Origin of the sequence: Kineococcus sp. NBC_00420 (genome assembly GCF_036021035.1) — a bacterium.
In the GTDB taxonomy this organism is placed as follows: Bacteria; Actinomycetota; Actinomycetes; order Actinomycetales; family Kineococcaceae; genus Kineococcus.
In genome coordinates this window covers 5,153,144-5,179,839 of record NZ_CP107930.1, presented here as the reverse complement: position 1 = coordinate 5,179,839, position 26,696 = coordinate 5,153,144, and the positions used below count along the sequence as shown (strand labels likewise).

Annotated in this window: 20 protein-coding genes; 5 read left to right on the top strand and 15 right to left on the bottom strand. The window is 70.4% G+C overall.

Annotated features, from left to right (window positions below; translation table 11 throughout):
• Positions 1-243: 243 nt before the first annotated feature.
• Positions 244-3,141 carry an excinuclease ABC subunit UvrA gene (uvrA, locus tag OG218_RS25280; protein ID WP_442906559.1) on the bottom strand — a complete coding sequence of 966 codons (2,898 nt, stop codon included), beginning with the start codon at positions 3,139-3,141 and terminating at the stop codon, positions 244-246.
• Positions 3,142-3,364: 223 nt separating this feature from the next.
• On the opposite strand from uvrA, the gene OG218_RS25275 reads away from it, so the two are divergent.
• Complete coding sequence (locus tag OG218_RS25275) at positions 3,365-3,937, top strand: MarR family winged helix-turn-helix transcriptional regulator (RefSeq protein WP_328295973.1); 573 nt, start codon at positions 3,365-3,367, stop codon at positions 3,935-3,937.
• 25 nt (positions 3,938-3,962) lie between these two features.
• On the top strand, positions 3,963-4,331 hold the full coding sequence (locus OG218_RS25270; protein ID WP_328295972.1) for a DNA polymerase ligase N-terminal domain-containing protein: 369 nt from the start codon (positions 3,963-3,965) through the stop codon (positions 4,329-4,331).
• On the opposite strand, the gene uvrB is transcribed toward OG218_RS25270, so the two are convergent.
• On the bottom strand, positions 4,319-6,448 hold the full coding sequence (gene uvrB, locus OG218_RS25265) for an excinuclease ABC subunit UvrB (protein WP_328295971.1): 2,130 nt from the start codon (positions 6,446-6,448) through the stop codon (positions 4,319-4,321). The genes OG218_RS25270 and uvrB overlap by 13 nt on opposite strands.
• A gap of 37 nt (positions 6,449-6,485) precedes the next feature.
• Entirely contained in the window at positions 6,486-7,637 is a 1,152-nt protein-coding gene (gene coaE / locus OG218_RS25260; protein ID WP_328295970.1) for a dephospho-CoA kinase, read from the bottom strand.
• A 53-nt stretch (positions 7,638-7,690) separates the two neighbouring features.
• Between coaE and OG218_RS25255 the strand changes: the two genes are divergently transcribed.
• Positions 7,691-7,837 carry a hypothetical protein gene (locus tag OG218_RS25255; protein WP_328295969.1) on the top strand — a complete coding sequence of 49 codons (147 nt, stop codon included), beginning with the start codon at positions 7,691-7,693 and terminating at the stop codon, positions 7,835-7,837.
• Positions 7,838-7,912: 75 nt separating this feature from the next.
• On the opposite strand, the gene mmsB is transcribed toward OG218_RS25255, so the two are convergent.
• From mmsB to chvE, 3 genes are all read right to left on the bottom strand, one after another.
• On the bottom strand, positions 7,913-9,142 hold the full coding sequence (mmsB, locus tag OG218_RS25250; RefSeq protein WP_328295968.1) for a multiple monosaccharide ABC transporter permease: 1,230 nt from the start codon (positions 9,140-9,142) through the stop codon (positions 7,913-7,915).
• Positions 9,139-10,737 (bottom strand): multiple monosaccharide ABC transporter ATP-binding protein, encoded by a 1,599-nt coding sequence (mmsA, locus tag OG218_RS25245; protein ID WP_328295967.1) that lies wholly within the window; start codon positions 10,735-10,737, stop codon positions 9,139-9,141. Before mmsA ends, mmsB begins: the two co-directional genes overlap by 4 nt.
• 107 nt (positions 10,738-10,844) lie before the next feature.
• The gene (chvE, locus tag OG218_RS25240; RefSeq protein ID WP_328295966.1) at positions 10,845-11,996 is read right to left on the bottom strand and encodes a multiple monosaccharide ABC transporter substrate-binding protein; all 1,152 of its coding nucleotides are present in this window, start codon (positions 11,994-11,996) and stop codon (positions 10,845-10,847) included.
• A gap of 370 nt (positions 11,997-12,366) precedes the next feature.
• Between chvE and OG218_RS25235 the strand changes: the two genes are divergently transcribed.
• The gene (locus tag OG218_RS25235) at positions 12,367-13,404 is read left to right on the top strand and encodes a LacI family DNA-binding transcriptional regulator (protein ID WP_328295965.1); all 1,038 of its coding nucleotides are present in this window, start codon (positions 12,367-12,369) and stop codon (positions 13,402-13,404) included.
• Positions 13,405-13,485: 81 nt separating this feature from the next.
• Here OG218_RS25235 and rpsA read toward each other — a convergent pair whose 3' ends face one another.
• A complete protein-coding gene (gene rpsA / locus OG218_RS25230) occupies positions 13,486-15,009 on the bottom strand; it encodes a 30S ribosomal protein S1 (protein ID WP_328295964.1) in 1,524 nt (507 codons plus the stop codon).
• A 181-nt stretch (positions 15,010-15,190) separates the two neighbouring features.
• On the opposite strand from rpsA, the gene OG218_RS25225 reads away from it, so the two are divergent.
• Positions 15,191-16,009: a class I SAM-dependent methyltransferase gene (locus OG218_RS25225; RefSeq protein WP_328295963.1), complete on the top strand. Its 819-nt coding sequence runs from the start codon at positions 15,191-15,193 to the stop codon at positions 16,007-16,009.
• A 202-nt stretch (positions 16,010-16,211) separates the two neighbouring features.
• Here the strand turns inward: OG218_RS25225 and polA are convergent, their stop codons facing one another.
• The 8 genes from polA to OG218_RS25185 all read right to left on the bottom strand — a co-directional run bounded on the left by polA (position 16,212) and on the right by OG218_RS25185 (position 26,608).
• Complete coding sequence (gene polA, locus OG218_RS25220) at positions 16,212-19,013, bottom strand: DNA polymerase I (protein WP_328295962.1); 2,802 nt, start codon at positions 19,011-19,013, stop codon at positions 16,212-16,214.
• 49 nt (positions 19,014-19,062) lie between these two features.
• Complete coding sequence (locus OG218_RS25215; RefSeq protein ID WP_328295961.1) at positions 19,063-20,727, bottom strand: sensor domain-containing diguanylate cyclase; 1,665 nt, start codon at positions 20,725-20,727, stop codon at positions 19,063-19,065.
• 37 nt (positions 20,728-20,764) lie between these two features.
• Complete coding sequence (locus OG218_RS25210; protein WP_328295960.1) at positions 20,765-21,364, bottom strand: GNAT family N-acetyltransferase; 600 nt, start codon at positions 21,362-21,364, stop codon at positions 20,765-20,767.
• Between the two features lie 274 nt (positions 21,365-21,638).
• Positions 21,639-22,391 carry an ABC transporter ATP-binding protein gene (locus OG218_RS25205; protein ID WP_328295959.1) on the bottom strand — a complete coding sequence of 251 codons (753 nt, stop codon included), beginning with the start codon at positions 22,389-22,391 and terminating at the stop codon, positions 21,639-21,641.
• Positions 22,388-23,215 (bottom strand): ABC transporter ATP-binding protein, encoded by an 828-nt coding sequence (locus OG218_RS25200; RefSeq protein WP_328295958.1) that lies wholly within the window; start codon positions 23,213-23,215, stop codon positions 22,388-22,390. Before OG218_RS25200 ends, OG218_RS25205 begins: the two co-directional genes overlap by 4 nt.
• On the bottom strand, positions 23,208-24,356 hold the full coding sequence (locus tag OG218_RS25195; RefSeq protein WP_328295957.1) for a branched-chain amino acid ABC transporter permease: 1,149 nt from the start codon (positions 24,354-24,356) through the stop codon (positions 23,208-23,210). Before OG218_RS25195 ends, OG218_RS25200 begins: the two co-directional genes overlap by 8 nt.
• Entirely contained in the window at positions 24,353-25,342 is a 990-nt protein-coding gene (locus OG218_RS25190) for a branched-chain amino acid ABC transporter permease (RefSeq protein WP_328295956.1), read from the bottom strand. Before OG218_RS25190 ends, OG218_RS25195 begins: the two co-directional genes overlap by 4 nt.
• Before the next feature lie 84 nt (positions 25,343-25,426).
• Entirely contained in the window at positions 25,427-26,608 is a 1,182-nt protein-coding gene (locus OG218_RS25185) for a branched-chain amino acid ABC transporter substrate-binding protein (RefSeq protein ID WP_328295955.1), read from the bottom strand.
• Positions 26,609-26,696 lie beyond the last annotated feature (88 nt).

Sequence of the window (26,696 nt, the reverse complement as noted above, 5' to 3'; positions counted from 1 at the left end):
GTCGTTCAACGTCCCCCCCCCCAGGTCGGTGCCGCGCGGAGACCCCCCGGAATCCGTGCGTGATCACGAGGAGTGTGGCAGGCGGGACGACCGTCGGGACGGCAAACCCCCGATCTGCGCGCGAGAAACACGAAGCGTTCTCGACGGTGACCGGCAGTTGCCGAGGAGGGCACCGGACCTTCACGGGGAGTAGGTGATCGGGGCACTCAGCAGCCCCGATCACCCGCCGCCCACAGGCGGGGCTCAGCTCACGCGGGCTCGCCGACGCGACGTCGTGGTCGCTGCCGTCGGGGTCTTGAGCACCTCGGCGAGGAACTGGCCGGTGTAGCTGTCCGGGTTCGCCGCGACGTCCTCGGGAGTGCCCTCGGCCACGACCTTGCCGCCGCCGTTGCCGCCCTCGGGGCCCATGTCCACCAGCCAGTCGGCGGACTTGATGACGTCGAGGTTGTGCTCGATGACCAGGACGCTGTTGCCCTTGTCGACGAGACCCTGCACGACACCGAGCAGACGGCGGATGTCCTCGAAGTGCAGACCCGTGGTGGGTTCGTCGAGGACGTAGATCGTCCGGCCGTTGGAGCGCTTCTGCAGCTCCGAGGCGAGCTTCACCCGCTGGGCCTCGCCCCCCGACAGCGTCGTCGCCGGCTGCCCGAGACGGACGTAGCCGAGACCGACCTCGGTGAGGGTCGTCATGAACCGCGAGATCGCCGGGACGGCCGCGAAGAAGTCCTTGGCCTCCTCGATGGGCATGTCGAGGACCTCGGCGATGGTCTTGCCCTTGAAGTGCACCTCGAGGGTCTCGCGGTTGTAGCGCGCACCGTGGCAGACCTCGCACGGGACGTAGACGTCGGGGAGGAAGTTCATCTCGATCTTCAGCGTCCCGTCGCCGGAGCACGCCTCGCAGCGGCCGCCCTTGACGTTGAAGGAGAACCGGCCGGCCTGGTAGCCGCGCAGCTTGGCCTCCGGGGCGGAGGCGAACAACTTGCGGATGTGGTCGAAGACACCGGTGTAGGTGGCCGGGTTGGAGCGCGGCGTGCGCCCGATCGGGCTCTGGTCGACGTGCACGACCTTGTCGAGGTGCTCGAGTCCCTTGACGGCCTTGTGCCGCCCCGGGACCCGGCGGGCACCGTTGAGCTGGTTGGCCAGGACCGTGTAGAGGATGTCGTTGACCAGGGTCGACTTCCCCGACCCCGACACCCCCGTCACACCGACCAGGCAGCCCAGCGGGAACTCGACCGTGACGTCCTGCAGGTTGTTCTGCCGTGCCCCCGTCACCACGAGCTTGCGGGCCGGGTCGATCGGGCGGCGCTGCTCGGGGACCTCGATGGCCCGGGCCCCGGAGAGGTACTGCCCGGTGAGCGAGCGCGGGTTCTCCAGCAGGCCCTTGAAGTCGCCCGAGTGCACGACCTCCCCACCGCGCTCCCCCGCCCCCGGACCGAAGTCCACGATCCAGTCGGCCACCCGGACGGTGTCCTCGTCGTGCTCGACGACGATGAGGGTGTTGCCCAGGTCGCGCAGTCGGGTCAGGGTGTCGATGAGGCGGCGGTTGTCGCGCTGGTGCAGCCCGATGCTCGGCTCGTCGAGGACGTAGAGGACGCCCACGAGGCCGGAACCGATCTGCGTCGCGAGCCGGATGCGCTGGGCCTCCCCGCCCGAGAGCGTGCCCGCCGGGCGGTCGAGCGAGAGGTAGTCGAGGCCGACGTCGAGGAGGAACCCCAGCCGGGCCTGGATCTCCTTGAGGACCTGCGCGGCGATCCGCTTCTCCCGCGTCGAGAGCTGCAGGGCGTTGAGGAAGGTCGAGCACTCGTCGAGCGGCATCGCGCAGACCTCGGAGATCGAGCGGTCGCCGACCTTCACCGCGAGGATCGAGGGCTTGAGCCGGGCCCCGTGGCACACCGGGCACGGCGTCTCGCGCATGTAGCCCTCGTAGCGCTCCTTGCTCATGTCCGACTCGGTCTCGCCGTGGCGGCGCTTGATGAAGTCGACGACGCCCTCGAAGCCGGTGGAGTACGAGCGTTCGCGCCCCCAGCGGTTCTTGTAGCGGACGTGGACCTCGTGGTCCTTGCCGCGCAGCAACGCGTCCTTGGCGCGCTTGGGCAGGGCCCGCCACGGGACGTCCATCGAGAAGGTGAGGTCGGCCGCGAGCGCCGTCATGAGCCGCTGGAAGTAGTCGGCGGAACTGCTGGCCCAGGGCGCGATGGCGCCCTCGTTGAGCGAGAGGTCCTCGTCGGGGACGACGAGCTCGGGGTCGACCTCGAGCTGGGTGCCGATGCCGGTGCACTCCGGGCAGGCGCCGAAGGGGGCGTTGAAGGAGAAGCTCCGCGGTTCGATGTCGTCGATGTCCAGCGGGTGCTCGTTGGGGCAGGCCATCTTCTCGGAGAAGCGACGCTCCCCCTCGGGGCCCTCGACGTCGACGAGGTCCACGACCAGCAGTCCGGCGGAGAGGACGAGGGCCGTCTCGACGGAGTCGGTGAGGCGCCGCTTCACCCCGTCCTTGAGGACGAGGCGGTCGACGATGACCTCGATGGTGTGCTTGAGCTTCTTCTGCAGCGTCGGCGGGTTGTCGAGGGCCACGACCTCGCCGTCGACGCGGGCGCGGGCGAAGCCCTTGGTCTGCAGCTCGCGGAAGAGGTCGGCGTACTCGCCCTTGCGGTCGCGCACCATCGGGGCGAGGACCTGGAAGCGGGTGCCCTCGGCCATCTCCAGCAGCTGGTCGACGATCTGCTGCGGGGTCTGGCGTCCGATCGGCTCCCCGCAGACGGGGCAGTGCGGACGTCCGGCGCGGGCGTAGAGCAGACGGAGGTAGTCGTAGACCTCGGTGATCGTGCCGACGGTGGAGCGGGGGTTGCGCGAGGTCGACTTCTGGTCGATCGAGACGGCCGGGGAGAGCCCCTCGATGAAGTCGACGTCGGGCTTGTCCATCTGGCCCAGGAACTGGCGGGCGTAGGCCGAGAGCGACTCGACGTAGCGGCGCTGTCCCTCGGCGAAGATCGTGTCGAAGGCCAACGAGGACTTGCCCGAACCCGAGAGGCCCGTGAAGACGACGAGGCTGTCCCGGGGCAGGTCGACGGAGACGTTCTTCAGGTTGTGCTCACGGGCACCGCGCACGACGAGACGGTCGTTGGCCACCCGGGCGGAGGTCACCGATCGTGTCGCCGCGCTGGCGGCGGTCTTCGCGCGGGTACCCGGAGAACGAGGGCTGGAAGAGGGAGAGCGAGTGGCCACGGGGCAACCCTAGGCGTCACCTCCGACACGAGCCTCCGCGGTGTTCGGACGGCGTTCGGGGACCCGGTCCGTGCCGAACGCCCACCTCGGGGTCAACCGATCGGCGGACGCGGTAGTTGAAAGCGCTGCATAAGCTGGGGACATGGCACCATCCGGCACGCTGATCGAGGTCCAGAGCACCACCGCGTCGCAGGACGCCGAACCGGGCCCGGTGGCGGGCGAGGGCACCCGGTGGCTGGACGACGACGAGCAGGTGACCTGGCGGACGTTCCTGTCGACCATGCAGCTGCTGCTGGACCGCTTCGACCGGCAGCTGCAGCAGGACTCCGGGATCGTCCTCACGTACTACGAGATGCTCGTGCGCCTCTCGGAGGCCCCGGACCGCTCGCTGCGCATGAGCGAGCTCGCGGAGTCCTCGTTGTCCTCCCGCAGCCGCGTCTCGCACGCCGTGGCCCGGATGGAGGAACGGGGCTGGGTCCGTCGCGAAGCCTGCCCCACCGACGGCCGGGGATACCTCGCCGTCCTCACCGACGAGGGTTTCGCCGCCCTCGCCCAGGCCGCTCCGGGCCACGTGGAGACCGTGCGGCGTGATCTCTTCGACCAGCTCTCCCCGACCCAGCTCGAGCAGTTGCGCGGGATCGGCGAGACGCTGATGGCCCACCTCACCGAGACCGGCAGCGTCTCCCCCGTCCCGGGCCTGCCCGGCGCGTCCTGACGCGGCGCTCGAGGTGGCGCAGGAGGTGACGCGGCGGCCGGCCTTCGTCCTGCACGAGCACCGCAGACCCCGTCGCCACCACGACCTCCGCCTGGAGGAGGACGGGGTGCTGCGCTCGTGGGCGCTGCCGAAGGGGCTGCCGACGTCGCCGGCCGCCGACCGGCTGGCGATCGCCGTTCCCGACCACGACCTGGCCCACCTCACCTACACCGACGAGGACAAGGCCATCGCCGACACCGGCTGGTGGGAACTGCTGGACCGCACCGGGCGCCGCACCCTCTTCGCCCTGCACGGGCGCGGGGGGACCCGCCGGTACGCGCTGATCCGCACCGGCGGCCCGAAGCCGGAGAACCTCCTGCTGCACCTCACGAAGGACCAGGGTCAGGCGCCCTGAGCCGCCTGCATCCCCCGCAGTTCCTTCTTCAGGTCCCCGACCTCGTCCCGCAGCCGGGCCGCGAGCTCGAACTGCAGTTCCGCGGCGGCACCGTGCATCTGGTCGGAGAGTTCCTGGATGAGCTGGGCGAGGTCGGCCTGGGCCATGCCCGGGCGCGGGGCCGCCGTCTCGCCCTGCGCGGTCTTGCGGCCCTTGCCCTTCGCCGGGGTCGGGGCCTTCCCCCGCGACTGCGACCGTCCGCTGCCGCCCTGGCTCGCAGCGGCGAGGAGGTCGGCGGTGTCGGCGTCCTCGCGGGCGATGAGGTCGGTGATGTCGGCGATGCGCTTGCGCAGCGGCTGCGGGTCGACCCCACGCTCGAGGTTGTAGGCGACCTGCTTCTCGCGGCGCCGGTTCGTCTCCTCGATCGCCTGCTCCATCGAGGCGGTGATGCGGTCGGCGTACATGTGGACCTCGCCCGACACGTTGCGGGCGGCGCGCCCGATCGTCTGGATCAGCGAGGTGGCCGAGCGGAGGAACCCCTCCTTGTCGGCGTCGAGGATCGCCACCAGGGACACCTCGGGCAGGTCGAGGCCCTCGCGCAGCAGGTTGATCCCGACGAGGACGTCGTACTCGCCCTGACGCAGCTCCCGCAGCAGTTCCACCCGGCGCAGGGTGTCGATGTCGGAGTGCAGGTAGCGGACCCGGACGCCCTGGTCGAGGAAGTAGTCGGTGAGGTCCTCGGCCATCTTCTTCGTCAGCGTCGTCACCAGGACGCGCTCGTCCTTGTCGGTGCGCAGCCGGATCTCGTGCAGCAGGTCGTCGATCTGGCCCTTGGTGGGTTTGACCACGACCTGCGGGTCGATGAGTCCCGTCGGGCGGATGATCTGCTCGACGACGCCCTTCCCGCGGGAGAGTTCGTACTGCCCCGGGGTGGCCGAGAGGTAGACCGTCTGCCCGGTGCGCTCGAGGAACTCCTCCCAGCGCAACGGCCGGTTGTCCATGGCGCTGGGCAGGCGGAACCCGAAGTCGACGAGGGTCCGCTTGCGGGACATGTCCCCCTCGAACATCCCCCCGATCTGGGGGACGGTGACGTGCGACTCGTCGATGACGAGGAGGAAGTCCTCGGGGAAGTAGTCCAGCAGGGTGTTCGACGCCGACCCGGGGGCCCGGTTGTCGAAGTGGCGGGAGTAGTTCTCCACCCCGGAGCAGGAACCGACCTGGCGCAGCATCTCGATGTCGTAGGTGGTGCGCATGCGCAGCCGCTGCGCCTCGAGCAGCTTGCCCTGCTGCTCGAGTTCGGCGAGGCGTTCGGTGAGTTCGGCCTCGATCGTCCCGATGGCGCGTTCCAGCCGTTCGGGACCGGCCACGTAGTGCGAGGCGGGGAAGATGTAGACGTGCTCCTCCTCGCGCAGGACCTCCCCGTTGAGGGGGTTCAGCGTGTAGAGCTTGTCGATCTCGTCGCCGAAGAACTCGATGCGGATCGCGTGCTCCTCGTACACCGGGATGATCTCCACGGTGTCCCCGCGGACGCGGAAGGTGCCCCGGGTGAAGGCGAGGTCGTTGCGGGTGTACTGCTCAACGATGAACTTGCGCAGCAGGTCGTCGCGCTCGATGGTGTCGCCGACCTTGAGCGGGACCATGCGGTCGACGTACTCCTGCGGGGTACCCAGCCCGTAGATGCACGACACCGACGCCACGACGATGACGTCGCGCCGCGTCAGCAGCGAGTTGGTGGCCGAGTGCCGCAGCCGTTCGACCTCGTCGTTGACCGAGGAGTCCTTCTCGATGTAGGTGTCCGACTGCGGGACGTAGGCCTCGGGCTGGTAGTAGTCGTAGTAGGAGACGAAGTACTCGACCGCGTTGTTGGGCAGGAGTTCGCGGAACTCGTTGGCCAGCTGCGCCGCGAGGGTCTTGTTGGGGGCCATCACCAGGGTGGGCCGCTGGACCTGCTCGATGAGCCAGGCCGTCGTCGCCGACTTGCCGGTACCCGTCGCGCCGAGGAGCACGACGTCCTGCTCCCCCGCGTTCACCCGCTTCGCGAGCTCCGCGATGGCCGCGGGCTGGTCGCCCGAGGGTGAGAACTCGGAGACCACCTCGAAGGGCGCCACCCGGCGCTCGATGTCTGTCGTCGGCCGCATGGGGGGAAGCCTAGGCGGGACCTCCGACACGAGCCCCTCAGCGCTGCGCGAGCACCTCGTCGACGAAGGCGGACTTGCCGGCGGCGTAGGCCTCGGTGTCGCCGGTGGACGCTGCGAGGGCCCGTTTGAGCGCGACGTAGCGCTCGCGCAGCCCGGCGTCGGCCCGGAGCGCGTCCCGGAAGGCCAGCGCGTGCGCGACGGCGGGCGAGGAGACCGGGCGGACGTGGCAGTTGACGGCCCGGCCGGGATCGGCGTTGGAGGCCAGGGCCTTGTCCACCTCGCCCCCGCCGGGCAACCGGTCCCACCAGCGCCCGGGCTCGCGGACCAGCCCGACGGCGAGCAGGTCCTCGGCCACCGCGGCCGCCGTCTCGAGGTCGGCCACCACGACCTGCACGTCGATCACGTCCTTCGCCACCAGCCCGGGGACGGCGGTGGAGCCGGTGTGCTGCACGTCGAGGGCCCGCGCCCCCGCCACCCGGGACACCCGCGCGCAGGTGCGCGCGCCGGCGGCCGCCCAGCCCGGGTCGGGGTCCACGAGCGCCACCGGCCCGCGGGCGGCGGACCGGCGGGCGCGGAGGTCGGCCTCGAAGGGGAGCAGCCGCTCCCGCCAGAGGGTCTCGACGAGCCCCGCGAGGGGGTCCGGTGCTCCCGCGGGGCGGCGCGGGTTCGCCAGCAGGACGTCGGCGACGGCCCGGCGCTCGTCGTCGCTCGCCTGGGCCGCGAGCCGGGCGCGGGCGTCCTCCGGACTCATCCCGCGGTCCTCGACGAGCCGGCGCAGCCGCTCCGGCGCGTCCGCCTCGACGACGACGACCAGCGGGAAACCGGGCGCCGCACCGGTCTCCACGAGGAGCGGGACGTCCTCGACGACGATCGCGTCGGTCGGCGCGGCGGCGGCCAGCTCGGCCCGCCGGGCCGCGACCAACGGGTGCACGATGCCGTTCAGCACCGTCCGGGCCTGCGCGTCCTGGAACACGATGCGCCCCAACGACGGACGGTCGAGGTCACCCTCCGCCCCCAGGACCCCGGTCCCGAAGTGCTCGACGATCGAGGCCAGACCCGGTGTTCCGGGGGCGACGACCTCCCGGGCCAGCAGGTCGGCGTCGACGATGACGGCACCCAGGGCCGCCAGCGACCGCGACCCGGTCGACTTGCCCGCCCCGATGCCCCCGGTGAGGCCCACTCTCAGCACGGTCGGACCCTAACGGATCACCTAGTCTGGAACCCCGAGTGCCGGAGGAAGCGATGAGCGGACAGCCCGAACGCCTCTGCGTCTGCGGGCACCCCGCGGTCCACCACCAGCACTACCGGCGCGGGAGCGACTGCAGCGAGTGCGACTGCCCGCACTACCGGCGCCGGGACAGCCTGTGGCGCCGGTTGTCGCGTCGCTGACCCGGTACCGCCGGGGAACGGCGAAGGGCCCGACCGCATCGCTGCGGTCGGGCCCTTCGTCGTGGGGGTGGCGGGTCAGCGCACCCCACCGCGACGCTTGTTGTAGACGTCGAACGCGACAGCGAGGAGCAGCACGAGGCCCTTGATGACCGACTGCAGGGACTGGTCGAGGCCCAGCAGCTGCATGCCGTTGGAGATCACGCCGACGAGCAGACCACCGATCATGGCGCCCTGGATCTTGCCGATGCCGCCGGTGACGGCCGCGCCGCCGATGAAGGCCGCGGCGATCGCGTCGAGCTCGAAGCCGACGCCGGCGCTCGGCTGGGCTCCGTTGGACCGCGAGGAGAAGATGACCCCCGCGACCGCGGCCAGGAAGCCCATGTTGACGAAGATCCAGAAGTTCACCCGACGGACGTTCACGCCGGACAGCTGCGCCGCAGCGAGGTTCCCGCCGATGGCGTACACCTGACGACCGAACACCGTGCTCTTCATGATCACGGAGTAGGCCAGGATCAGGACGGCCAGGATGATGAGGACGATCGGCAGACCACGGCTGTGCGCGAGCTTCCACGCGATGGCCATGACCACGAGCGCCACCAGGACGATGCGCAGCACGAACAGCGGGAGCGCCTCGACGACCTGCTGGTAGCGGACCTTGGCCAACCGGGTGCGGAACTGACCCACGGCGAAGGCGACGACCGCGACGACCCCGATGAAGAGGGTGAACGCGTCGTAGCCGTACCCGCCGAACAGACCGTTGATGAACCCGGTCGCGACCTTGCCGTACTGCTCGGGGAAGGGCGAGAGCGAGACGTTGTCCAGCACGAACAGCGTGAAACCGCGGAACAGCAGCATCCCGGCCAGCGTGACGATGAAGGCGGGGATGCCGACGAAGGCGACCCAGAAACCCTGCCAGGCACCGATGAGGATCCCGACCCCGAGGGCGGCGAGGATGCCGACCCACCACGCGTGACCGTCACCGATCACCAGTTTCGCCGAGACCGCCCCCGTGAGGGCGACGACAGACCCGACCGAGAGGTCGATGTGGCCGGCGACGATGACGATGACCATCCCGATGGCCAGCACCAGGACGTAGGAGTACTGCAGGATGATGTTGGTGATGTTGCCCGGGCTGAGCGACAGGTGGTTGTCGGTGATCAGCCAGAACAGCGCCACGACCACGACGAACGCGATGTAGATGCCGCTCTCGCGCAGGTTCGCCGTGATGGCGACGAGGGGGTTGGCCGAACCGGTCTTCGGCGCCGGCGGCGGCGTCGCCTTCTTGACCGTGCTGGTGCCGCTCATGCGGTGTGCTCCTGAGGGGTGGGGGTGGTGGTGAGCGAGCGGTCCTTCGTCATGAGGACCATCAGGCTCTCCTGCGATGCCTCGGCGATCGGCACCTCACCGGTGATCCGGCCGGCCGAGAGGGTGTAGATGCGGTCGCAGATGCCCAGCAGTTCGGGCAGTTCGGACGAGATGACGATGACGGCCTTGCCTGCGGCCACCAGCCGGTTGATGATCGTGTAGATCTCGTACTTCGCGCCGACGTCGATGCCGCGCGTGGGTTCGTCGAGGATCAGCACGTCGGGGTCGGAGTAGATCCACTTCGACAGGACGACCTTCTGCTGGTTCCCGCCGGAGAGCTTCCCGGTCAGGGCCGTCACCGTCGGAGCCTTGATGTTCATGCTCCGCTTGCTGTCCTCGGCGACCTTGATCTCCTCGTTGGCGTCGACGAAACCGCCGGTGGCGAGTTTGTCGAGGGCCGCCGCGGAGACGTTGCGCTTGATGTCGTCGATGAGGTTGAGGCCGTACTTCTTGCGGTCCTCGGTGGCGTAGGCGAGCCCGTGCTTGATCGCCTCGCCGACGTTGCGGGTCTGGAAGGGCTTGCCGCGGTGGAACAGCTGCCCACCGAGGTAGCGGCCGTAGCTGCGACCGAAGACGCTCATCGCGAGTTCGGTGCGCCCGGCGCCCATCAGCCCGGCGATCCCCACGACCTCGCCGGCCCGCACGTTCAGGCTCGCGTGGTCGACGACCAACCGGTCCTGCACGGGGTGCCCGACGGTCCAGTCCTCGATGCGGAGGACCTCCTCGCCCGGGTTCGACTCGCGCTCGGGGTAACGGCTGTCGAGGTCACGGCCGACCATCCCGCGGATGATGCGGTCCTCGGTGACGGCGTCGGCGCGCATGTCGAGGGTCTCGATGGTGCGACCGTCGCGGATGATCGTCACCGAGTCCGAGATGGCCTCGATCTCGTTCAGCTTGTGCGAGATCATGATGCAGGTCATCCCCTCCTCCCGCAGCTGGCGCAGCAGGTCGAGGAGGTGGGCGGAGTCGTTGTCGTTGAGCGCCGCGGTCGGCTCGTCCAGGATCAGCAGGCGGACGTCCTTGCTGATGGCCTTGGCGATCTCGACCAGCTGCTGCTTGCCGACGCCGAGCTGCCCGATCGGCGTCGTCGGGTTCTCGTCGAGCCCGACGCGAGCCAGCAGCTTCGACGCCTCGCCGTTCGTGCGGTTCCAGTCGATGAGACCGCCGCGGCCCTTGATCTCGTTGCCGAGGAACATGTTCTCGGCGACCGACAGGTAGGGCACCAGCGCGAGCTCCTGGTGGATGATCGCGATGCCGGTCTTCTCGCTGTCGGCGATCCCCGAGAACTGCGAGAGCTTGCCGTCGAAGTGGATCTCGCCCTCGTAGGTCCCGTAGGGGTAGACCCCGGAGAGGACCTTCATCAGCGTCGACTTCCCGGCGCCGTTCTCGCCGCAGATGGCGTGCACCTCACCGCGACGGACCGACAGGGAGACGTCGGACAGCGCCTTGACCCCGGGGAAGGTCTTGGTGATGGAACGCATCTCCAGGATGGTGGGCCGCGTCGCTGAAGTCGACGCCTGGGTTGTGTCGGTCATCGGTGAACCGTCGTCCCTCGTTCTGGATGGGGGTTTTCGTGCTGGAGCACCACGGATCCCGCCCCGGCCGCGGAGACCGGGCCGGGGCGGGAGGTTCACGTGGTGGGTCAGCTGGCCTTGCCGGCGTCGACCTCGGCCTGGGTGTAGTACTTGGTGTCGACCAGGGCGGTCTTCACGTTGTCCTTGGTGACGACCTGGGACTCGAGCAGGAAGGCCGGGACGACCTTGACGCCGTTGTCGTACGTCTTGGTGTCGTTCGCCGTGGGCTCCTTGCCGGCGAGGATGTCGCCGGCGGCGGTGACGGCCTCGTCGGCGAGCTTGCGGGTGTCCTTGAAGATGGTCGAGTACTGCACGCCGTCGTTGATGAGCTTGACGGAGGCGATCTCGGCGTCCTGACCGGTGATGACCGGCATCTTCTTGTCGCCGCTGCCGTAGCCGGCGTTCTGCAGCGCGGTGATGATGCCGCGGGAGATGCCGTCGTAGGGCGAGAGGACGCCGTCGACCTTGCTGCCGTCGTTGTAGGCGGAGGTCAGGAGGTTCTCCATGCGCTGCTGCGCGACCTCCTGCTGCCAACGGAGGATGGCGGCCTGGTCGATCTTCGACTGCTTCGACTTGACGACGATCTGACCCTTGTCGATGAAGGGCTGCAGGGTGTCGATCGCACCGTCCCAGAAGAACTGCGCGTTGTTGTCGTCCAGGGAACCGGCGAAGAGTTCCACGTTGAACGGGCCGGTGGCGGTGCCGGGGGTTCCGTCGGCGTTCAGCAGGCCGAGACCGGTCAGCAGCGAGGTGCCCTGCTGCACACCGACCTTGTAGTTGTCGAACGACACGTAGAAGTCGACGTCGGCCGAGCCGCGGATGAGGCGGTCGTAGGAGATGACCTTGATGCCCGCGGCCTTGGCGGCGGTGAGCTGGCTGGTCAGCGCCGTACCGTCGATGGCGGCGATGATGAGGACCTTGTCGCCCTTGGTGATCATCTGGTCGATCTGCTGCGCCTGCGTCGGGATGTCGTCGTTGGCGAACTGCTTGTCGACCTTGTAGCCGGCCTTCTTGAGGCCCGCCTCGACGTTGTTGCCGTCGGCGATCCAGCGCTCGGAGGTCTGGGTCGGCATCGAGACGCCGACGGTGACGTCGGAGGGCTTGGCGGAGGAACTGCCGTCACCGCTGGCGGTGTCGGTGCCCGCACCGCCACCACCACAGGCGGCGAGGGTGAAGGCGATTCCTGCGCCGAAGACGGCAAGGGCACTGCGGCGTTTCATCACGGCGGAACTCCTCTGTACCTCGTGAATGCCGCGCGAACGAGCTCGCGCGGCACTGAGTGTGCGCCGGACGGCGCTGGGGGATGGATGTTCGCTGCGGGGCTCGAGCTTCCTCGTCCCAGCGCCCGACAGCAGGTCGATCTGACGATCTGGTGTGACTGGTGACTTCATTGTTAACGTTGCCAAACGCGCTCGTCAAGCTGTTCACCCAGACGCCGAGAAGGTGCACGTGGTAGTGCGGGCGTGGGTTACCCTGACGCCGCGAGGTCGACGCCGACAGGAGCACTCCCCCGCACCCCCGTCGTTCCTCAGCCCTTCTCCCGTCCCTCAGCGATGAGGGGCGAGACCTGCTCACCAGTCAGGAAGTGGCATGTCCGCCGATTCCGAGGCCCGGGGCGCCGCTGCCCCCGAGGCCGAGTCGCGCGTTCCGGTCCTCGCCGACGTCGCCGCGCTGGCCGGCGTCTCCCAGCAGACCGTCTCCCGCGTGGTGCGCGGCAGTCCCTCCGTCGCGCGCCGCACCCGCGAACGCGTCGAGCTCGCCATCGCCGAGCTCGGCTACCGGCCCAACATCGCCGCCCGGACCCTCGTCACTCGGCGCTCCCACCGCATCGGCGTGGTCGCGGCCGACACCTCGCTCTACGGCAGCGTCACCACGCTGTCCGGGATCCAGGAGGCGGCGCGTGCGGCCGGGTACTCCGTCTCGCTCGTGATGCTGCCCGACCTCACGCCCGACGGTGTGCGGACGGCGCTGGAGGAACTCCGCTCGCAGTACGTGGACGGCGCCATCGCCGTCGTCCCCGAGGACGCCTCGCAGGAGGCCGTCCGCGCGGTGGACGCCGCGTTCCCCTGCGTGCTGGCCCCCGGCCTCGACGGGGCCGGGATCGCCGACGCCTACTGGGCCGAGGTCACCGCGGCCCGGGAGGCGACCCACCACCTGCTCGACCTCGGGCACACCACGGTCCACCACGTCGCCGGGCCCCGGGACTGGGCGGAGTCGCGGGCACGCTCCACGGGCTGGCGGACCGCGCTGGTCGAGCGCGTGCGGGTCGTGCCCCGTCCCGTCCGCGGCGACTGGTCCGCGCAGTCGGGGTACCTGGCGCTGGGTGGACTGCCGGTGGATGAGGTCAGCGCCCTCTTCGTCGCCAACGACCACATGGCCGTGGGGGTCCTGCGGGCGCTGGCCGACGTGGGCCGCTCCGTCCCCGAGGACGTGAGCGTCGTCGGCTTCGACGACATCCCCGAAGCGCGGTTCCTCTTCCCCCCGCTGACGACGGTCAGCCAGGACTTCGCCGAGATCGGCCGCCGCTGCGTGCGGGTGCTGCTCGGCCGCCTGGGCGAGCGCGTCGTCGAGACCGGTCCGGTCTCCCCCGCTCTGATCGTCCGTTCCAGCACCGCCGCCCCCCGCTGACCGGACACCCCCGGCACGACAAAGGCCCCGACCGGGATCCGGTCGGGGCCTTCGTCAGTCGATCAGCGTGTCAGCGGAGGATCAGTTCCCGCCGGTGAGCTTCTCGCGCAGGGCCGCCAGGGCCTCGTCGGACGCCAGCGTGCCGGCGGCCTCCGGAGCCTCGGAGGTGTAGGACGACGGAGCGGAGGACGAAGAGCTGCTGCTGCTCGAGGAGCTGGAGCTGCTGGTCGTCGACGCCGCGGTGACGCCCTCGGCTTCGGCCTTCGCCTCGGCCTCGGCCTGCTCGGCCACGGACTTCTTGTGGGCCTCCCAGCGCTCGTGGGCGAGGGCGTACTGCCCTTCCCACTCCTCGCGCTGGGTCTCGAAGCCCTCGAGCCAGTCGTTGGTCTCGGGGTCGAAGCCCTCGGGGTACTTGTAGTTCCCCTGCTCGTCGTAGTCCGCCGCCATGCCGTAGAGCGAGGGGTCGAACTCCTCGCCCGCGGCCGCGAGGGCCTCGGTGGCCTGCTTCAGCGACAGCGAGATCCGGCGACGCTCGAGGTCGATGTCGATGACCTTGACGAAGATGTCGCTGTTGACCTGGACGACCTGCTCCGGCACCTCGACGTGGCGCTCGGCCAGCTCGGAGATGTGGACCAGGCCCTCGATGCCGTCGTCGACGCGCACGAACGCACCGAACGGGACGAGCTTGGTGACCTTGCCCGGCACGACCTGACCGATCGCGTGGGTCCGGGCGAACTGCTGCCACGGGTCTTCCTGCGTCGCCTTGAGCGACAGGGACACGCGCTCGCGGTCCATGTCCACGTCGAGGACCTCGACGGTGACTTCCTGACCGACCTCGACGACCTCGGAGGGGTGGTCGATGTGCTTCCAGGACAGCTCGGAGACGTGGACGAGACCGTCGACGCCGCCCAGGTCCACGAACGCACCGAAGTTGACGATCGAGGAGACGACGCCGGAGCGGACCTGACCCTTCTGCAGGGTCGTGAGGAAGTTCTGGCGAACCTCCGACTGGGTCTGCTCGAGCCAGGCACGGCGGGACAGGACCACGTTGTTGCGGTTCTTGTCCAGCTCGATGATCTTGGCTTCGATCGTCTTGCCGACGTAGGGCTGCAGGTCGCGGACACGACGCATCTCGACCAGCGACGCGGGCAGGAAGCCGCGCAGACCGATGTCGAGGATGAGGCCGCCCTTGACGACCTCGATGACGACGCCCTCGACGACCTCGTCGGCTTCCTTCTTGGCCTCGATGGTGCCCCAGGCACGCTCGTACTGAGCGCGCTTCTTGGACAGGATCAGACGGCCTTCCTTGTCCTCCTTCTGGAGGACCAGGGCCTCGACCTCGTCGCCGACACCGACGACCTCGTTGGGGTCGACGTCGTGCTTGATCGAGAGCTCGCGCGAGGGGATGACGCCCTCGGTCTTGTAACCGATGTCGAGGAGGACCTCGTCACGGTCGACCTTCACGATGGTGCCGGAGACAATGTCACCGTCGTTGAAGTACTTGATGGTCGCGTCGACCGCGGCAAGGAAGTCCTCAGCCGATCCGATGTCGTTGATCGCGATCTGAGGAGTGGTGCCCGCCGGCGCGGTCGTGGTGGTCGTCATGGAGGTAGGGGCTCCGTCATGGACAGTCGTAGGGTCGCGGGCCCGGGTCGTCCCGGCCGCCACCTGCGCCACCCGGGGGAACCGTAGGTGGAACCTGGGGACGCAAGCCGTACGAGCTTACCTGTGTGCGGCGGAGGGGGCAAAGCCGCCCCGGCACCGGGGTGACTGGGACGATCTCCCGGTGAGCACCGAGGAACTCCCCGACCAGCCCTCCGTGGGACGCCGCAGCGTCGGCGCGAGCGAGACCGTGGCCGCCCAGCGCCGCTGGTGGGACGCCGAGGCCGACGGGTACCGCCGCGAGCACGGCGCCTTCCTCGGTGACGACCGGGAGGGCTCGGAGCTGGTCTGGGGACCGGAGGGCCTGCGCGAGGCCGACGCGGGGTTGCTCGGCGACCTGACCGGGAGGACCGTCCTGGAGTTCGGCGCCGGGGCCGCGCAGTGCGCCCGCTGGGTCGCCGCGCGCGGCGGACGGGTCGTGGCCAGCGACCTCTCCCTCGGGATGCTGCGCGAGGGTTCCGACGCGGCGCACGCCGCCGGGGTGCCGCTGGTGCAGTGCGACGCCCGGGTGCTGCCCTTCGCCGACGACAGCTTCGACGTCGTCTTCACCTCCTACGGGGCACTGCCCTTCGTCGCCGACGCGGACGCCGTGCTCGCGGAGTCCGCCCGCGTGCTGCGCCCGGGCGGCCGGTTCGCGGCGAGCGTCCCGCACCCGCTGCGGTGGGCCCTGCCCGACGTCCCCGGCCCCGAGGGCCTCACCGCCACCCACTCCTACTTCGACCGCCGGGCCTACGTCGAGGCCGACGAGCACGGCGTCGTGACCTACGCCGAGCACCACCGCACCGTCGGCGACTGGGTGCGGCTCCTCGTCAGCGCCGGGTTCGTGGTGCGCGACCTGGTCGAACCCGAGTGGGCCGCCGGCGACGCCGTGTGGGGCGGGTGGAGCCGGCTGCGCGGAGAGCTCCTCCCGGGGACCCTGGTCCTGGTCGCTGACCTGCCGTGACTCTGCCCACCCACGCCCCGGACCGTCGCAACCATCGGTGTCACCACGTGGAGTGAGGTGTGGGTGGGACGGAGTGGGCGTCAGGGCGACCTGTCCGGCACACCCACACCTCACTCCACGGTGCGGCAGCGCCGGGACGGACCGGTGGCAGGTCGGCCGGTCGCTGCGGGGGTGACCACCGCGGCGACCCGCACGACCGGGGTCAGTGCCCCGCTTCGTGCCAGCTGCGCCCGACGCCGACCGACACGTCCAACGGCACGGCCAGGTCCGCCGCCCCCGCCATCGTCGAGCGCACCAGGGCCTCCAGGGCCTCGCGCTCGCCCTCGGCGACCTCGAGGACGAGTTCGTCGTGGACCTGCAGCAGCAGCCGCGAGCGCAGCCCGGACTCCCGCAGACCCCGGTCCAGGTCGAGCATCGCGACCTTGATGATGTCGGCCGCCGAACCCTGGATGGGCGCGTTGAGGGCCATCCGCTCGGCCATCTCGCGTCGCTGGCGGTTGTCGCTGGCGAGGTCGGGGAGGTAGCGGCGACGACCCATGATCGTCTCGGTCCACCCGGTCCGGCGGGCCTCCTCGACGACACCGAACAGGTAGTCGCGCACCCCGCCGAAGCGTTCGAAGTACTCGTCCATGAGGCCCTTGGCCTCCTCGGTGGAGATCTTCAGCTGGTTGGAGAGCCCGAAGGCGCTGAGGCCGTAGGCGAGTCCGTAGGACATCGCCTTGATCTTCGCGCGCATCTCCGACGTCACGTCGGCGGGTTCCACGTGGAAGACGCGACTGCCGACGAAGCGGTGCAGGTCCTCGCCGGAGGTGAAGGCGGCGATCAGCCCCTCGTCCCCGGAGAGGTGGGCCATGATCCGCATCTCGATCTGGGAGTAGTCGGCCGTGAGCAAGCACTCGAACTCCCCCCCACCAGCTGCGTAGGAGCCGACGACGAACGCCTCCCGGATCCGGCGTCCCTCCTCGGTGCGGATCGGGATGTTCTGCAGGTTCGGGTCCGTGGAGGACAGCCGACCGGTCGCGGCGATCATCTGCTGGTACGTCGTGTGGATGCGGCCGTCGTCGGCCACGGACTTCTGCAGCCCCTCGACGGTCTGGCGCAGCCGGGACGCGTCGCGGTGCTCGAGCAGGTGGGCCAGGAACGGGTGCTCGGTCTTGACGAAGAGCGCGGCCAGCGCGTCGGCGTCCGTCGTGTACCCGGTCTTGGTGCGCTTCGTCTTCGGCATCTCCAGCTGTTCGAAGAGCACGGTCTGCAGCTGCTTGGGCGAGCCGAGGTTGATCTCGGTGCCGATGACCTCGTAGGCGAGGGTCTGCGCCTGCGCGACGCGCTCGGCGAAGTGCGCCTCCAGGTCGGTCAGCAGCTGTCCGTCGACGGCGACGCCGACGCGTTCCTGGCGAGCGAGCACCCCGACGAGCGGCAGTTCGACCTCGTGCAGCAGCCGGGTGCCGCCGCGCTCCTCGAGCTCGGTCGCGAGCACCCCGGCCAGCTCGGAGATCGCGAGCGCCCGGACCATGCCCTCCTCGGCGCGGGCCTGCTCGTCACCGCCGACGGGACCGTCGTCACCGTCGAGGGTGAGCTGCTCGTCGACGGGTTCGGCGGGCGAACCGGGCGCGGAGCCCTCGGCGCGCAGCTCGCGCTTGAGGTGGCGCACGGACAGGTCGGCGAGGTCGTAGCTGCGCTGGTCGGGCCGGCACAGGTAGGCGGCGAGGGCGGTGTCGAAGACGACCCCGGCCAGCTCCCAGCCGCGGGCGAGCAGGGCGTGGCTGGGGCCCTTCACGTCGTGGGCGACCTTGGGTCGTGCGGGATCGGCGAGCCAGGCGGCGAGGGCCTGCTCGTCGCCCGGTTCGAGGGTGACCGGGTCGATCCAGGCGGCGACGCCGTCGGCGCCGGCGAAGGAGAGGCCGGTGACCTCGCCCGTGCCGCGTCCCCACTCCCCCGTGACCTGCAGTCCGGTCCGGCCCTGGGCGTGCTCCAGCAGCCAGGGGGCCACCTCGCCGCCGAGCAGGATCGCGCCGTCGACGCCGAATCCCTCCTCGGCCTCCGGTTCGGCCGATTCCAGCGTCGCGAACAGCCGGTCGCGCAGGACGCGGAACTCCAGACCGTCGAAGACGGTGTGGACCTCCTCGCGGTCCCAGGCGCGGCGGATCAGCTCGGGGATGGTCGCGGAGAGCTGGAGGTCGTTGACCAGGGCGTTGAGTCGTCGGTTGCGGATGACGGAGTCGAGGTGCTCGCGCAGGCTCTCCCCCGCCTTGCCCTTGACGAGGTCGGCGTTGGCGATGACGCCGTCGAGGCCGTCGTAGAGGTTGATCCACTTCGCGGCGGTCTTCGCGCCGACGCCCGGCACCCCGGGCAGGTTGTCCGAGGTCTCCCCCACCAGGGCCGCGAGGTCGGGGTAGCGCTGCGGCGGGACGCCGTACTTCGCCTCCACGGCCTCGGGGGTCATCCGGATCAGTTCGGAGACCCCCTTGACCGGGTAGAGGACGGTGACCTCGTCGCGGACGAGCTGGAAGGCGTCGCGGTCCCCGCTGGAGATGAGGACCTCGAAACCCTGCTCGACGGCCCGTTCGGTGAGGGTCGCGATGACGTCGTCGGCCTCGTAGCCCTCGATCTCGACGATCGGCACCCGCAGGGCGGTGAGGACCTCCTTGACCAGGTCCACCTGCCCGCGGAACTCGTCCGGGCTCTTGGTCCGGGTGCCCTTGTACTCGGCGTAGACCTGGGTGCGGAAGGAGGCGCGCGAGACGTCGAAGGTGACGCAGAAGTGGGTCGGGTCCTCGTCGCGCAGCAGGTTGATGAGCATCGAGGTGAAGCCGTAGACGGCGTTCGTCGGCTGGCCCGTCGTCGTCGCGAAGTTCTGCACCGGCAGGGCGTAGAAGGCGCGGTAGGCCATCGAGTGGCCGTCGATGAGCAGCAGCCGGGGGCGGGTGGGCGCCGCCTTCTTCGCGGGCTTCGCGGCGGTCTTCTTCGCGGCGGCGCGAGTGGGCGTGGAGGCAGCGGGTGTCACGTCGGTCAGGGTAGCCAGCCCCTCCGACACCGGCCTCACCAGCGAGGGGTCAACGGCCGGGGTCGCTCCAGTCCGCCCGGCGCCCGGCGCGCTTCGCCACGTACATGGCGGCGTCGGCGCGGGCGACCAGCGTGCCGGCGGTGTCGCCGGGGACGGCCCGCGCGGAGCCGGCGCTGGACCCGATGGGCAGCCGGTGCAGGTCCCCGGCCAGCTGCGGGGTGCGGGGCAGGTTCTCGCGCAGCGTCTCGCAGGCGCGCCGGGCGAGGTCCTCGACCTCCTGCTGGTCCTCGCTGCGGTGCAGCACGACGAGGAACTCGTCGCCGCCGAGGCGGGAGACCTCGGCGCCTCCGGGGTGGACGGCGACGACCTCGCGCAGGACCTCGCTGACCCGGATCAGCAGCGCGTCGCCGACGGCGTGCCCGAGGCGGTCGTTGACGGACTTGAAGCCGTCGAGGTCGAAGAAGATCACCGCGGGGGCGTGCTCGCCCCCGGTCGGGGCGGTGGCGAGCGCGTCGTCGAGGGCGCTCAGCACGGCGGAGCGGTTGAGGCAGCCGGTGAGGCCGTCGGTGGTCGCGCGGTGGGCGAGGCGCCGCTGAGCGCGCACGGCCTCGGTGACGTCCTGGACGACGAGCACGACACCGGGTTCACCGTCGTCGTCGCCCAGGGGGACGACGTCGATCGAGCAGTGCTGGGCGCCGGACCAGTCGTCGCCGCCGACGGTGACCTGGACGCGGGCGTCGTCACCCCCGGTGAGGCAGGCCTGCACGGCGGCCAGGGTGCGAGTGGCGCAGTCCTCGCCGCAGTCGGCGAGGCGGGCAGCCAGCGAGGCGTCCTCGGCCAGGCCCGCGGGCGAGCCCAGCAGCGCGCCGAAGCGGGCGTTGACCTGGACGACGCGGCCCTGCAGGTCCATCCGGAGCAGGCCGACGGGCAGCGCCTCGACGGTTCGGCGGAAGAGCCGCTCCCGGCGACGCAGCTCCTCCACGGCGGCCATCTCGGTGCTGATGTCGGTGAGTTCGGCGACCACGGACAGGGTGCCGTCGGCGGTGGGCGCGAGCTGCTGCACGACCTCGAGCCAGAGCCAGCTGCCGTCGCCGCGACGGTGGCGCAGCCGCGACCGGTAGCCGACTCCGGTGCTCAGCATCTGCATCCACCCGTCGAGGGCGACGGCGACGTCGTCGGGGTGCAGGAACTCCGTGGAGCGGTGTCCCAGCATCGCCGCGGCGGGGTGTCCCAGGAGGCGTTCGGCCCGGTCACCGACCTCGGTGATGAGGGCGTGGGAGTCCTTGCGCAGGGTGGCGGTGCGCGGACGCACCTCCTCGATGACGCGGGTGATCTCCTGGGCGCCGCTGCCGGTCCCCACCAGGGTGACCCCGAGCGGGGTCAGCGAGGCCAGGTAGCACCCGTGCTCCGCGCGGGCGTCGGCGAAGGCGAGGGCGTACTGCTCGGGGTTGCCCGGCAGCCGGACCACGCCGGAGGCGACGCCGTCGACCTGCACGGACTCCCACATCTCGACCACGCGCATCAGGTCCAGGGAGTCCACGAGGTGGGCCAGCGTCGTGCGGTGGCCGGGCGGGGTGAGCGCGCTCCCCGCGGGCAGTTCCAGGCTCGCGGGGACGGTGACGAGCACACCCTCGTGGTCGATGGCGCAGACGCGGGACCGCTCGTCGGCCCGCATGGCGGCGACGATGGCGGCAGCTGCTTCCGACGTGCTCACCTTCGGGGTGTCGGCACCCCGGAGGTGGTCTTGAGCCTCAGGAGGCGGTCGGGACGCCCGTGCCGGGAGTCGTCGGGGCCGCCGAGCGGGCCAGCCGGGCCCGCAACGAGCGGCGCCGGGCCACGACGTCGGTCGTGTGCACGAGGGCGGCGGGTCCCTCGGAGAGACGCCGGCGCAGGACGTGGACGGGGACCGCGCGGCGCACCACGGCGGGCGCGAACCCGAGGCGGGCCATGTAGCGGGTGTAGTCGCGGTCACCCGGCAGGACGGTGCAGGCGATCTGCTCGGCGCCCTCGGCCTGGGCCAGGTGCAGCGCACGACGCAGCAGCGCCCGGCCGACCCCGCGACGCCGCAGCGCCGGGACGACGTGGAGGTGTTCGATGCTGGGGCCCGCGGTGCTGCCCAGCGGCAGCAACGGCGAGGTCGTCAGGAGGGCGTAGCCGGCGGGCTCGGCGCCCAGGAACGCGATGAGCACCTGGACCTCGCCGGCCTCCATCGCCCGCTCGAGCCGGGCCCGGACGCTGCCCACCGAGGCGCGCAGCTGGCCCTGGTCGAAGCGGGCGCTCGAGTAGAGCTCCATGAGGGCGTCGAGATCGCCCGTGCCGGCGTCTCTGACCTCCAGGGCAGGTCGTGCCACGTGATCCCCTTCCACGAGGTGCGTCGACGCACCCGACGAAGCAGACCGGGCCCCCGCTCCGGTGGCCGCCCCGCTTGCTCGTGGCGACTGCGCCGGACACTAGGGCACGGGAGCGCCGGGGCGGAAGGTACCCCCACGATCTGGGCGTCACCTTCGACGCTGTGTGCTCGATTGTGCTGTCAACGTGACGATCCGCCACGCCCGCGATCAGGCGCACGCTGACCCCGGGAGCCGGGCTCCCGGGGTCTGCGGCGTCGTGACGGACGGGGAGGGCCTAGACGTCGCCCCCGAGGTAGGCGGCGCGGATGGAGTCGTCCGCGGCCAGTTCGGCCCCCGTGCCCGTTCGCACGACGGTTCCGGTCTCCAGGACGTAGGCCACGTCGGAGATCCGCAGCGCCTGGGCGGCGTTCTGCTCGACGAGCAGGACGGTGGTGCCCTGCTGGTTGATCTCCACGATGATCGAGAAGATCTGCTGGATGAGCTTGGGCGCGAGGCCCATGGACGGCTCGTCCAGGAGCAGCACGCGGGGTCGACTCATGAGGGCGCGCCCGATGGCGAGCATCTGCTGCTCCCCGCCCGACATCGTCCCGGCGAACTGGGTGCGGCGTTCCTTCAACCGCGGGAACAACGTGTAGACGCGGTCGAGGTCGCTCCGGTAGGCCGCGGAACGCCGGTCCTTGCGGGTGTAGGCGCCCATGTCGAGGTTCTCCTCGACCGTCATCCCGACGAACGTCCCCCGACCCTCCGGGGCCTGGCAGAGCCCCTTCGTGACGAGCTTGTGCGAGGGCACCTTGGTGATGTCCTCGCCCTCGAACACGATCCGGCCGGTCCGCACGGTCCGCAGACCCGACACCGTCTTGAGCGTGGTCGTCTTGCCGGCCCCGTTGGCGCCGATGAGCGTCGCGATCCCGCCCTGGGGGACGCTGAAGGAGACGTTGCGGATGGCCTCGATGCGCCCGTAGTTGACGCTGAGGTCGTCGACGACGAGCTGGGTCTCACCGAGGGTCTTCTGCGTCGGCGTGCTCACTGGTCGTCCTCCTCGGACTCGACGCCGAGGTAGGCGGCGATGACGGCGGGGTCGTTGCGGATGTCCGCGGGGAGGCCGTCGGCGATCTTCTTCCCGAACTCCAGGACGACGATCCGGTCGGTGACGCCCATGACCAGGCGCATGTCGTGCTCGATGAGCAGGACCGTGTTGCCCATGTCGCGGACCCGGCGGATCAGGTCCATCAACCGCTGCTTCTCGACCGGGTTGAAACCCGCGGCGGGTTCGTCCAGGCAGAGCAGCTTCGGCCGGGTGGCCAGGGCGCGGGCGATCTCCAGGCGGCGCTGCTCGCCGTAGGAGAGGTTGCGCGCCAGGTCGTCCGCCCGGTGGGACAGGTCCATCATCTCGAGCAGTTCCTCGGCCAGCCGGTGTCCCTCACGGGTCTCGCGCCGGTGCCGGGGCAACCGGAACAGCGAGTTGATCACCCCCGAGCGGTGGTGGGAGTCGGCCCCGACGAGGACGTTCTCCCGCGCGGTCATGTTCCCGAACAGGCGGATGTTCTGGAACGTGCGGGCGATCCCGAGACGGTTGATCTGGAACCGCTTGCGCTTGCCCAGCGGCTGCCCGTCGAAGACGACCCGGCCCGACGTCGGCTGGTAGACGCCGGTGAGGGCGTTGAAGCACGTCGTCTTGCCGGCGCCGTTGGGGCCGATCAGGCCGAGGATCTCCCCCTCGCGGATCTCGAAGGAGACCTCGTTGAGGGCGACGACCCCGCCGAACTTGAGGGTGACGTTCTCCATGGTCAGCAGCGCACGGCCGGCCTGGCCCGGTGCGGTGTTCCCGGTGTCCTTCGTGAGTTCAGGCACGAGCGCCCTCCTCGGTCCCTTCGAGTTCCTTGGTGGCGGCGTCGGCGCGCTGGGCACGCTTCGCCCGCCGCGGTGGCAGCAGACCCTGCGGGCGGAAGTTCGCCAGCAGCAGCAGGAGCAGGCCGAAGACGACGATGCGGAAGTCGGCGAACTCGCGGAAGCGTTCCGGCAGGTAGGCCACGACGACACCGCCGACGATGGCGCCCCAGCGGTTGCCCTGGCCTCCGATGACGACGGCGGCGAGGAACATCATGGACAGCTGGATCATGAACGAGTCGGGGTTGATCGACCCGATGCGCGAGGCGTACAACGCCCCCGACAACCCCCCGACGAACGCCCCCATGGCGAACGCGAGCAGCTTGAAGCGGAACGTCGGGACCCCGTTGAGCTCGGCGGCCTCCTCGTCCTCGCGGGTGGCCTCCCACGCACGGCCGACGCGGCTGGCCTGCAACAGCTTGTCGGCGATGAGGACGACGATGATGACGATGAGGGCGAGCCAGTAGTACGGCACCGCGTCGAGCAGTCCGAACTTCAGGAAGATCGACTTCGCGCCGTCGCCGAGGTCCACCTTGGCCGTCGCCCCGTCCCAGACCAGGCTGGGCAGGCCGAAGAGTTCGGTGGACGGCGGACGCGGGATCCCGGTGATACCGCGGGCCTGGTTCAGCCACGGCGAGTTCAGGGCCGTGAGGCGGATGATCTCGCCGAACCCGAGGGTCACGATCGCCAGGTAGTCCCCGCGCACCCGCAGGGTCGGGGCCCCGAGCAGCAGACCGCTCGCGGTGGAGATGGTGACGGCCATGATGATCAGCACGAACCAGTTGATGTGGCCGTGCAGCGATCCGCCGACCCCGACCGTGTAGGCACCGATGGCGTAGAAACCCACGTACCCGAGGTCGAGCAGTCCCGCGTAGCCGAGCACGATGTTCAGGCCGAGGGCGACGAGGGCGTAGTTCGCGACGGTGGCCAGCACGGACCCGAACTGGGCGTCCGGGGTGGACACGATCGGCAGGTTCATCAGCGGCAGGACGAAGAAGAAGAGCGCGATGAGCACCCAGACCAGGATCTGGGCGGGTTTGGGCAGGGCCGACCAACGGTCGACCAGGGTCAGCTTCACGGGTTTCGCCGTGGCGGAGGTGCTCATGCGCGGGCCTTCCCGAGGGACTCACCGAGGATGCCGGTGGGCCGGAACAGCAGGACGACGATCAGCAGCAGGAACGACACGACGTCCTTCCACGACGACGCCAGCCCGAACAACGTGGCGTAGTTCTCGGCCAGGCCGAGGACGAGGCCACCGACGAGGGCGCCGCGGATGTTGCCGATGCCGCCGAGGACGGCGGCGGTGAAGGCCTTGATGCCGAGGATGAACCCGACGTTGTAGCGGGTGACCCCGATGTGCAGCAGGTACAGCAGCGCCGCCGCACCGGCCATCAGACCACCGATGAAGAACGTCAGCTGGACGACGCGCTTCTGGTTCACACCCATCAGCGCCGCGGCCTCGGGGTTCTGCGACACGGCGCGGACGCCCCGGCCGAGGCGGGAGCGGCTGACGAACTGGTCGAGCGCGACCATCATGAGGATCGCCGCGACGAGGACGATGAGCTGGTTGCTGCGGATCTCGAAACCGCCGACCGCCAGCACCTGCACGTTGGGCAGCGGGTTGGGGAAGGAGGTGTTCTCCCGGGCCTGGCGGACGTAGTCGCCGAGGACGCCGTCGAGACCGACCCAGCCGGCGATGCGGTCCCGCAGCCCCATGATCTCGGACAGCATGAACGAGGCCCCGATGGCGGAGATGAGCGCGACCAGGGGCGGCGCGTGCTTCTCACGCAGGCGGCGGTAGGCGATCCGTTCGACGACGAGGGCGACCCCACCGCTGACGAGCATGGCCACGACCAGCGCGACGATCAGCAGCCCGATCGCGGCCACCCAGTTCATGCCGGAGTGCGCACCGAGCAGCGTCATGGCCCAGACGGCACCGAAGCTGCCCCACATGAAGACTTCGGAGTGCGCGAAGTTGATGAGGCGCAGGACGCCGTAGACGAGGGTGTAGCCGAGGGCGAACAGGGCGTAGATCGCGCCGATCACCAGACCTGTGAATGTCAGGTCGAGAAACGTGGACAGGGGAACCACCCGGGGTGAGGGGAACGAGCGGGGGGACGGTGAGGACGTGCGACGGCCCCACCCGCACAGCGGCGGGTGGGGCCGTCGACGACGTCAGGAAGCCTTGATCTCCTGGTCGGCCACGATCTGACCGCCCTCGACCTTGTAGGCCCAGACGCTGATCTCGCTGGGCTCACCCTTGTCGTCGAACTTCAGCTGCTTGGTGACACCGGCCTCGTCGTAGCTGGCCACGTAGGACAGCAGGTCGGCGCGGGTGACCTTCCCGGCCGCGATGCCCTTGAGCAGGATCGTCGCGGCGTCGTAGCCCTCGGCCGAGTAGGTGGCCGGCGCTGAGCCGTTCTCCTTGGTGTAGTCGGCGACGAAGGTGCCGCCGGCCTTGTCCGGCGGCAGGCACGGGCAGGTGAGGTAGGCGCCTTCGGCCGCGGACTCGCCCGCCGCGGTGATGAGCCCCTGGTCCTTCGCGCCGTCGTCGGAGACGAAGGCGACCTGGTCCGAGGTCAGCCCCGCGTCGCGCATCTGCTTGAGCAGCAGCCCGGCCTCGGCGTAGTAGCCGCCGAAGAAGACGGCGTCGGCGCCGGAGGCGCGGATGTCGGCGACGACGGCCGAGAAGTCCGTCTGGCCCTTCTGGATGGTGTTGTCCTTGACGTCGGCCGCGCCCAGGCCCTTGCGGGTCAGGTCGGCCAGGCCCTTGCCGTACTCGGAGGAGTCGTCGACGACGTACACCTTCTGCTTGCCCAGGGTGCCGGTGATGTAGGACGCGGCGGCCGGGCCCTGCGAGGCGTCGTTGCCCAGCACGCGGAAGAAGGTCTTCCAGCCGTTGTCGGCCAGCGCGGGGTTGGTGGCCGAGGGGGTGATCGCGACGAGGTTGACGTCGGGGTCGGCGAAGATCGGGTCGGCGACCTTGGACTCGCCGGAGAACGCCGGACCGACGAGGCCGACGAGGTTCTTGTCCCCGGCGGCCTTCTGGGCCAGGCCCTGGGCCTGGTTCTGGTCGCCCTGGGAGTCGTAGGGGGTGAGCTTGACCTGGCACGCACCGGACTCGGCGTTGTGCTCCTTGAGCGCCAGCTTCACGCCGTTCTGGATGTTGACACCCAGGTTCGCGTCGGGGCCGGTGAGGGCGCCGAAGAAGCCGATGCTGAGGCCGGAGGGGCAGCTGCTGCTGCCGCCGCTGGACTCGCCGCCGGTCGCGGTGTCGTCGCCACCGGTGGTGCCGCACGCAGCGAGCAAGAGGGCGGCGGCCGCGGCCGGAGCCGCGAGTTTGACGATGGAGCGCACTGGCTTGTCCTCCTGGGCCGTGGGCGCGGGAGGCGCACCGACGCACGCACCCGCGGGCACCACCCGTGAGCGGTGGAGCCGGGGTGAA

Excerpts from the sequence above, each read along its gene's own strand:
- OG218_RS25275 (WP_328295973.1), top strand. The coding sequence starts at position 3,365 with ATGGCACCATCCGGCACGCTGATCGAGGTCCAGAGCACCACCGCGTCG.
- uvrB (WP_328295971.1), bottom strand. The coding sequence starts at position 6,448 with ATGCGGCCGACGACAGACATCGAGCGCCGGGTGGCGCCCTTCGAGGTG.
- OG218_RS25255 (WP_328295969.1), top strand. The coding sequence starts at position 7,691 with ATGAGCGGACAGCCCGAACGCCTCTGCGTCTGCGGGCACCCCGCGGTC.
- mmsB (WP_328295968.1), bottom strand. The coding sequence starts at position 9,142 with ATGAGCGGCACCAGCACGGTCAAGAAGGCGACGCCGCCGCCGGCGCCG.
- mmsA (WP_328295967.1), bottom strand. The coding sequence starts at position 10,737 with ATGACCGACACAACCCAGGCGTCGACTTCAGCGACGCGGCCCACCATC.
- chvE (WP_328295966.1), bottom strand. The coding sequence starts at position 11,996 with ATGAAACGCCGCAGTGCCCTTGCCGTCTTCGGCGCAGGAATCGCCTTC.
- OG218_RS25235 (WP_328295965.1), top strand. The coding sequence starts at position 12,367 with ATGTCCGCCGATTCCGAGGCCCGGGGCGCCGCTGCCCCCGAGGCCGAG.
- rpsA (WP_328295964.1), bottom strand. The coding sequence starts at position 15,009 with ATGACGACCACCACGACCGCGCCGGCGGGCACCACTCCTCAGATCGCG.
- OG218_RS25195 (WP_328295957.1), bottom strand. The coding sequence starts at position 24,356 with ATGAGCACCTCCGCCACGGCGAAACCCGTGAAGCTGACCCTGGTCGAC.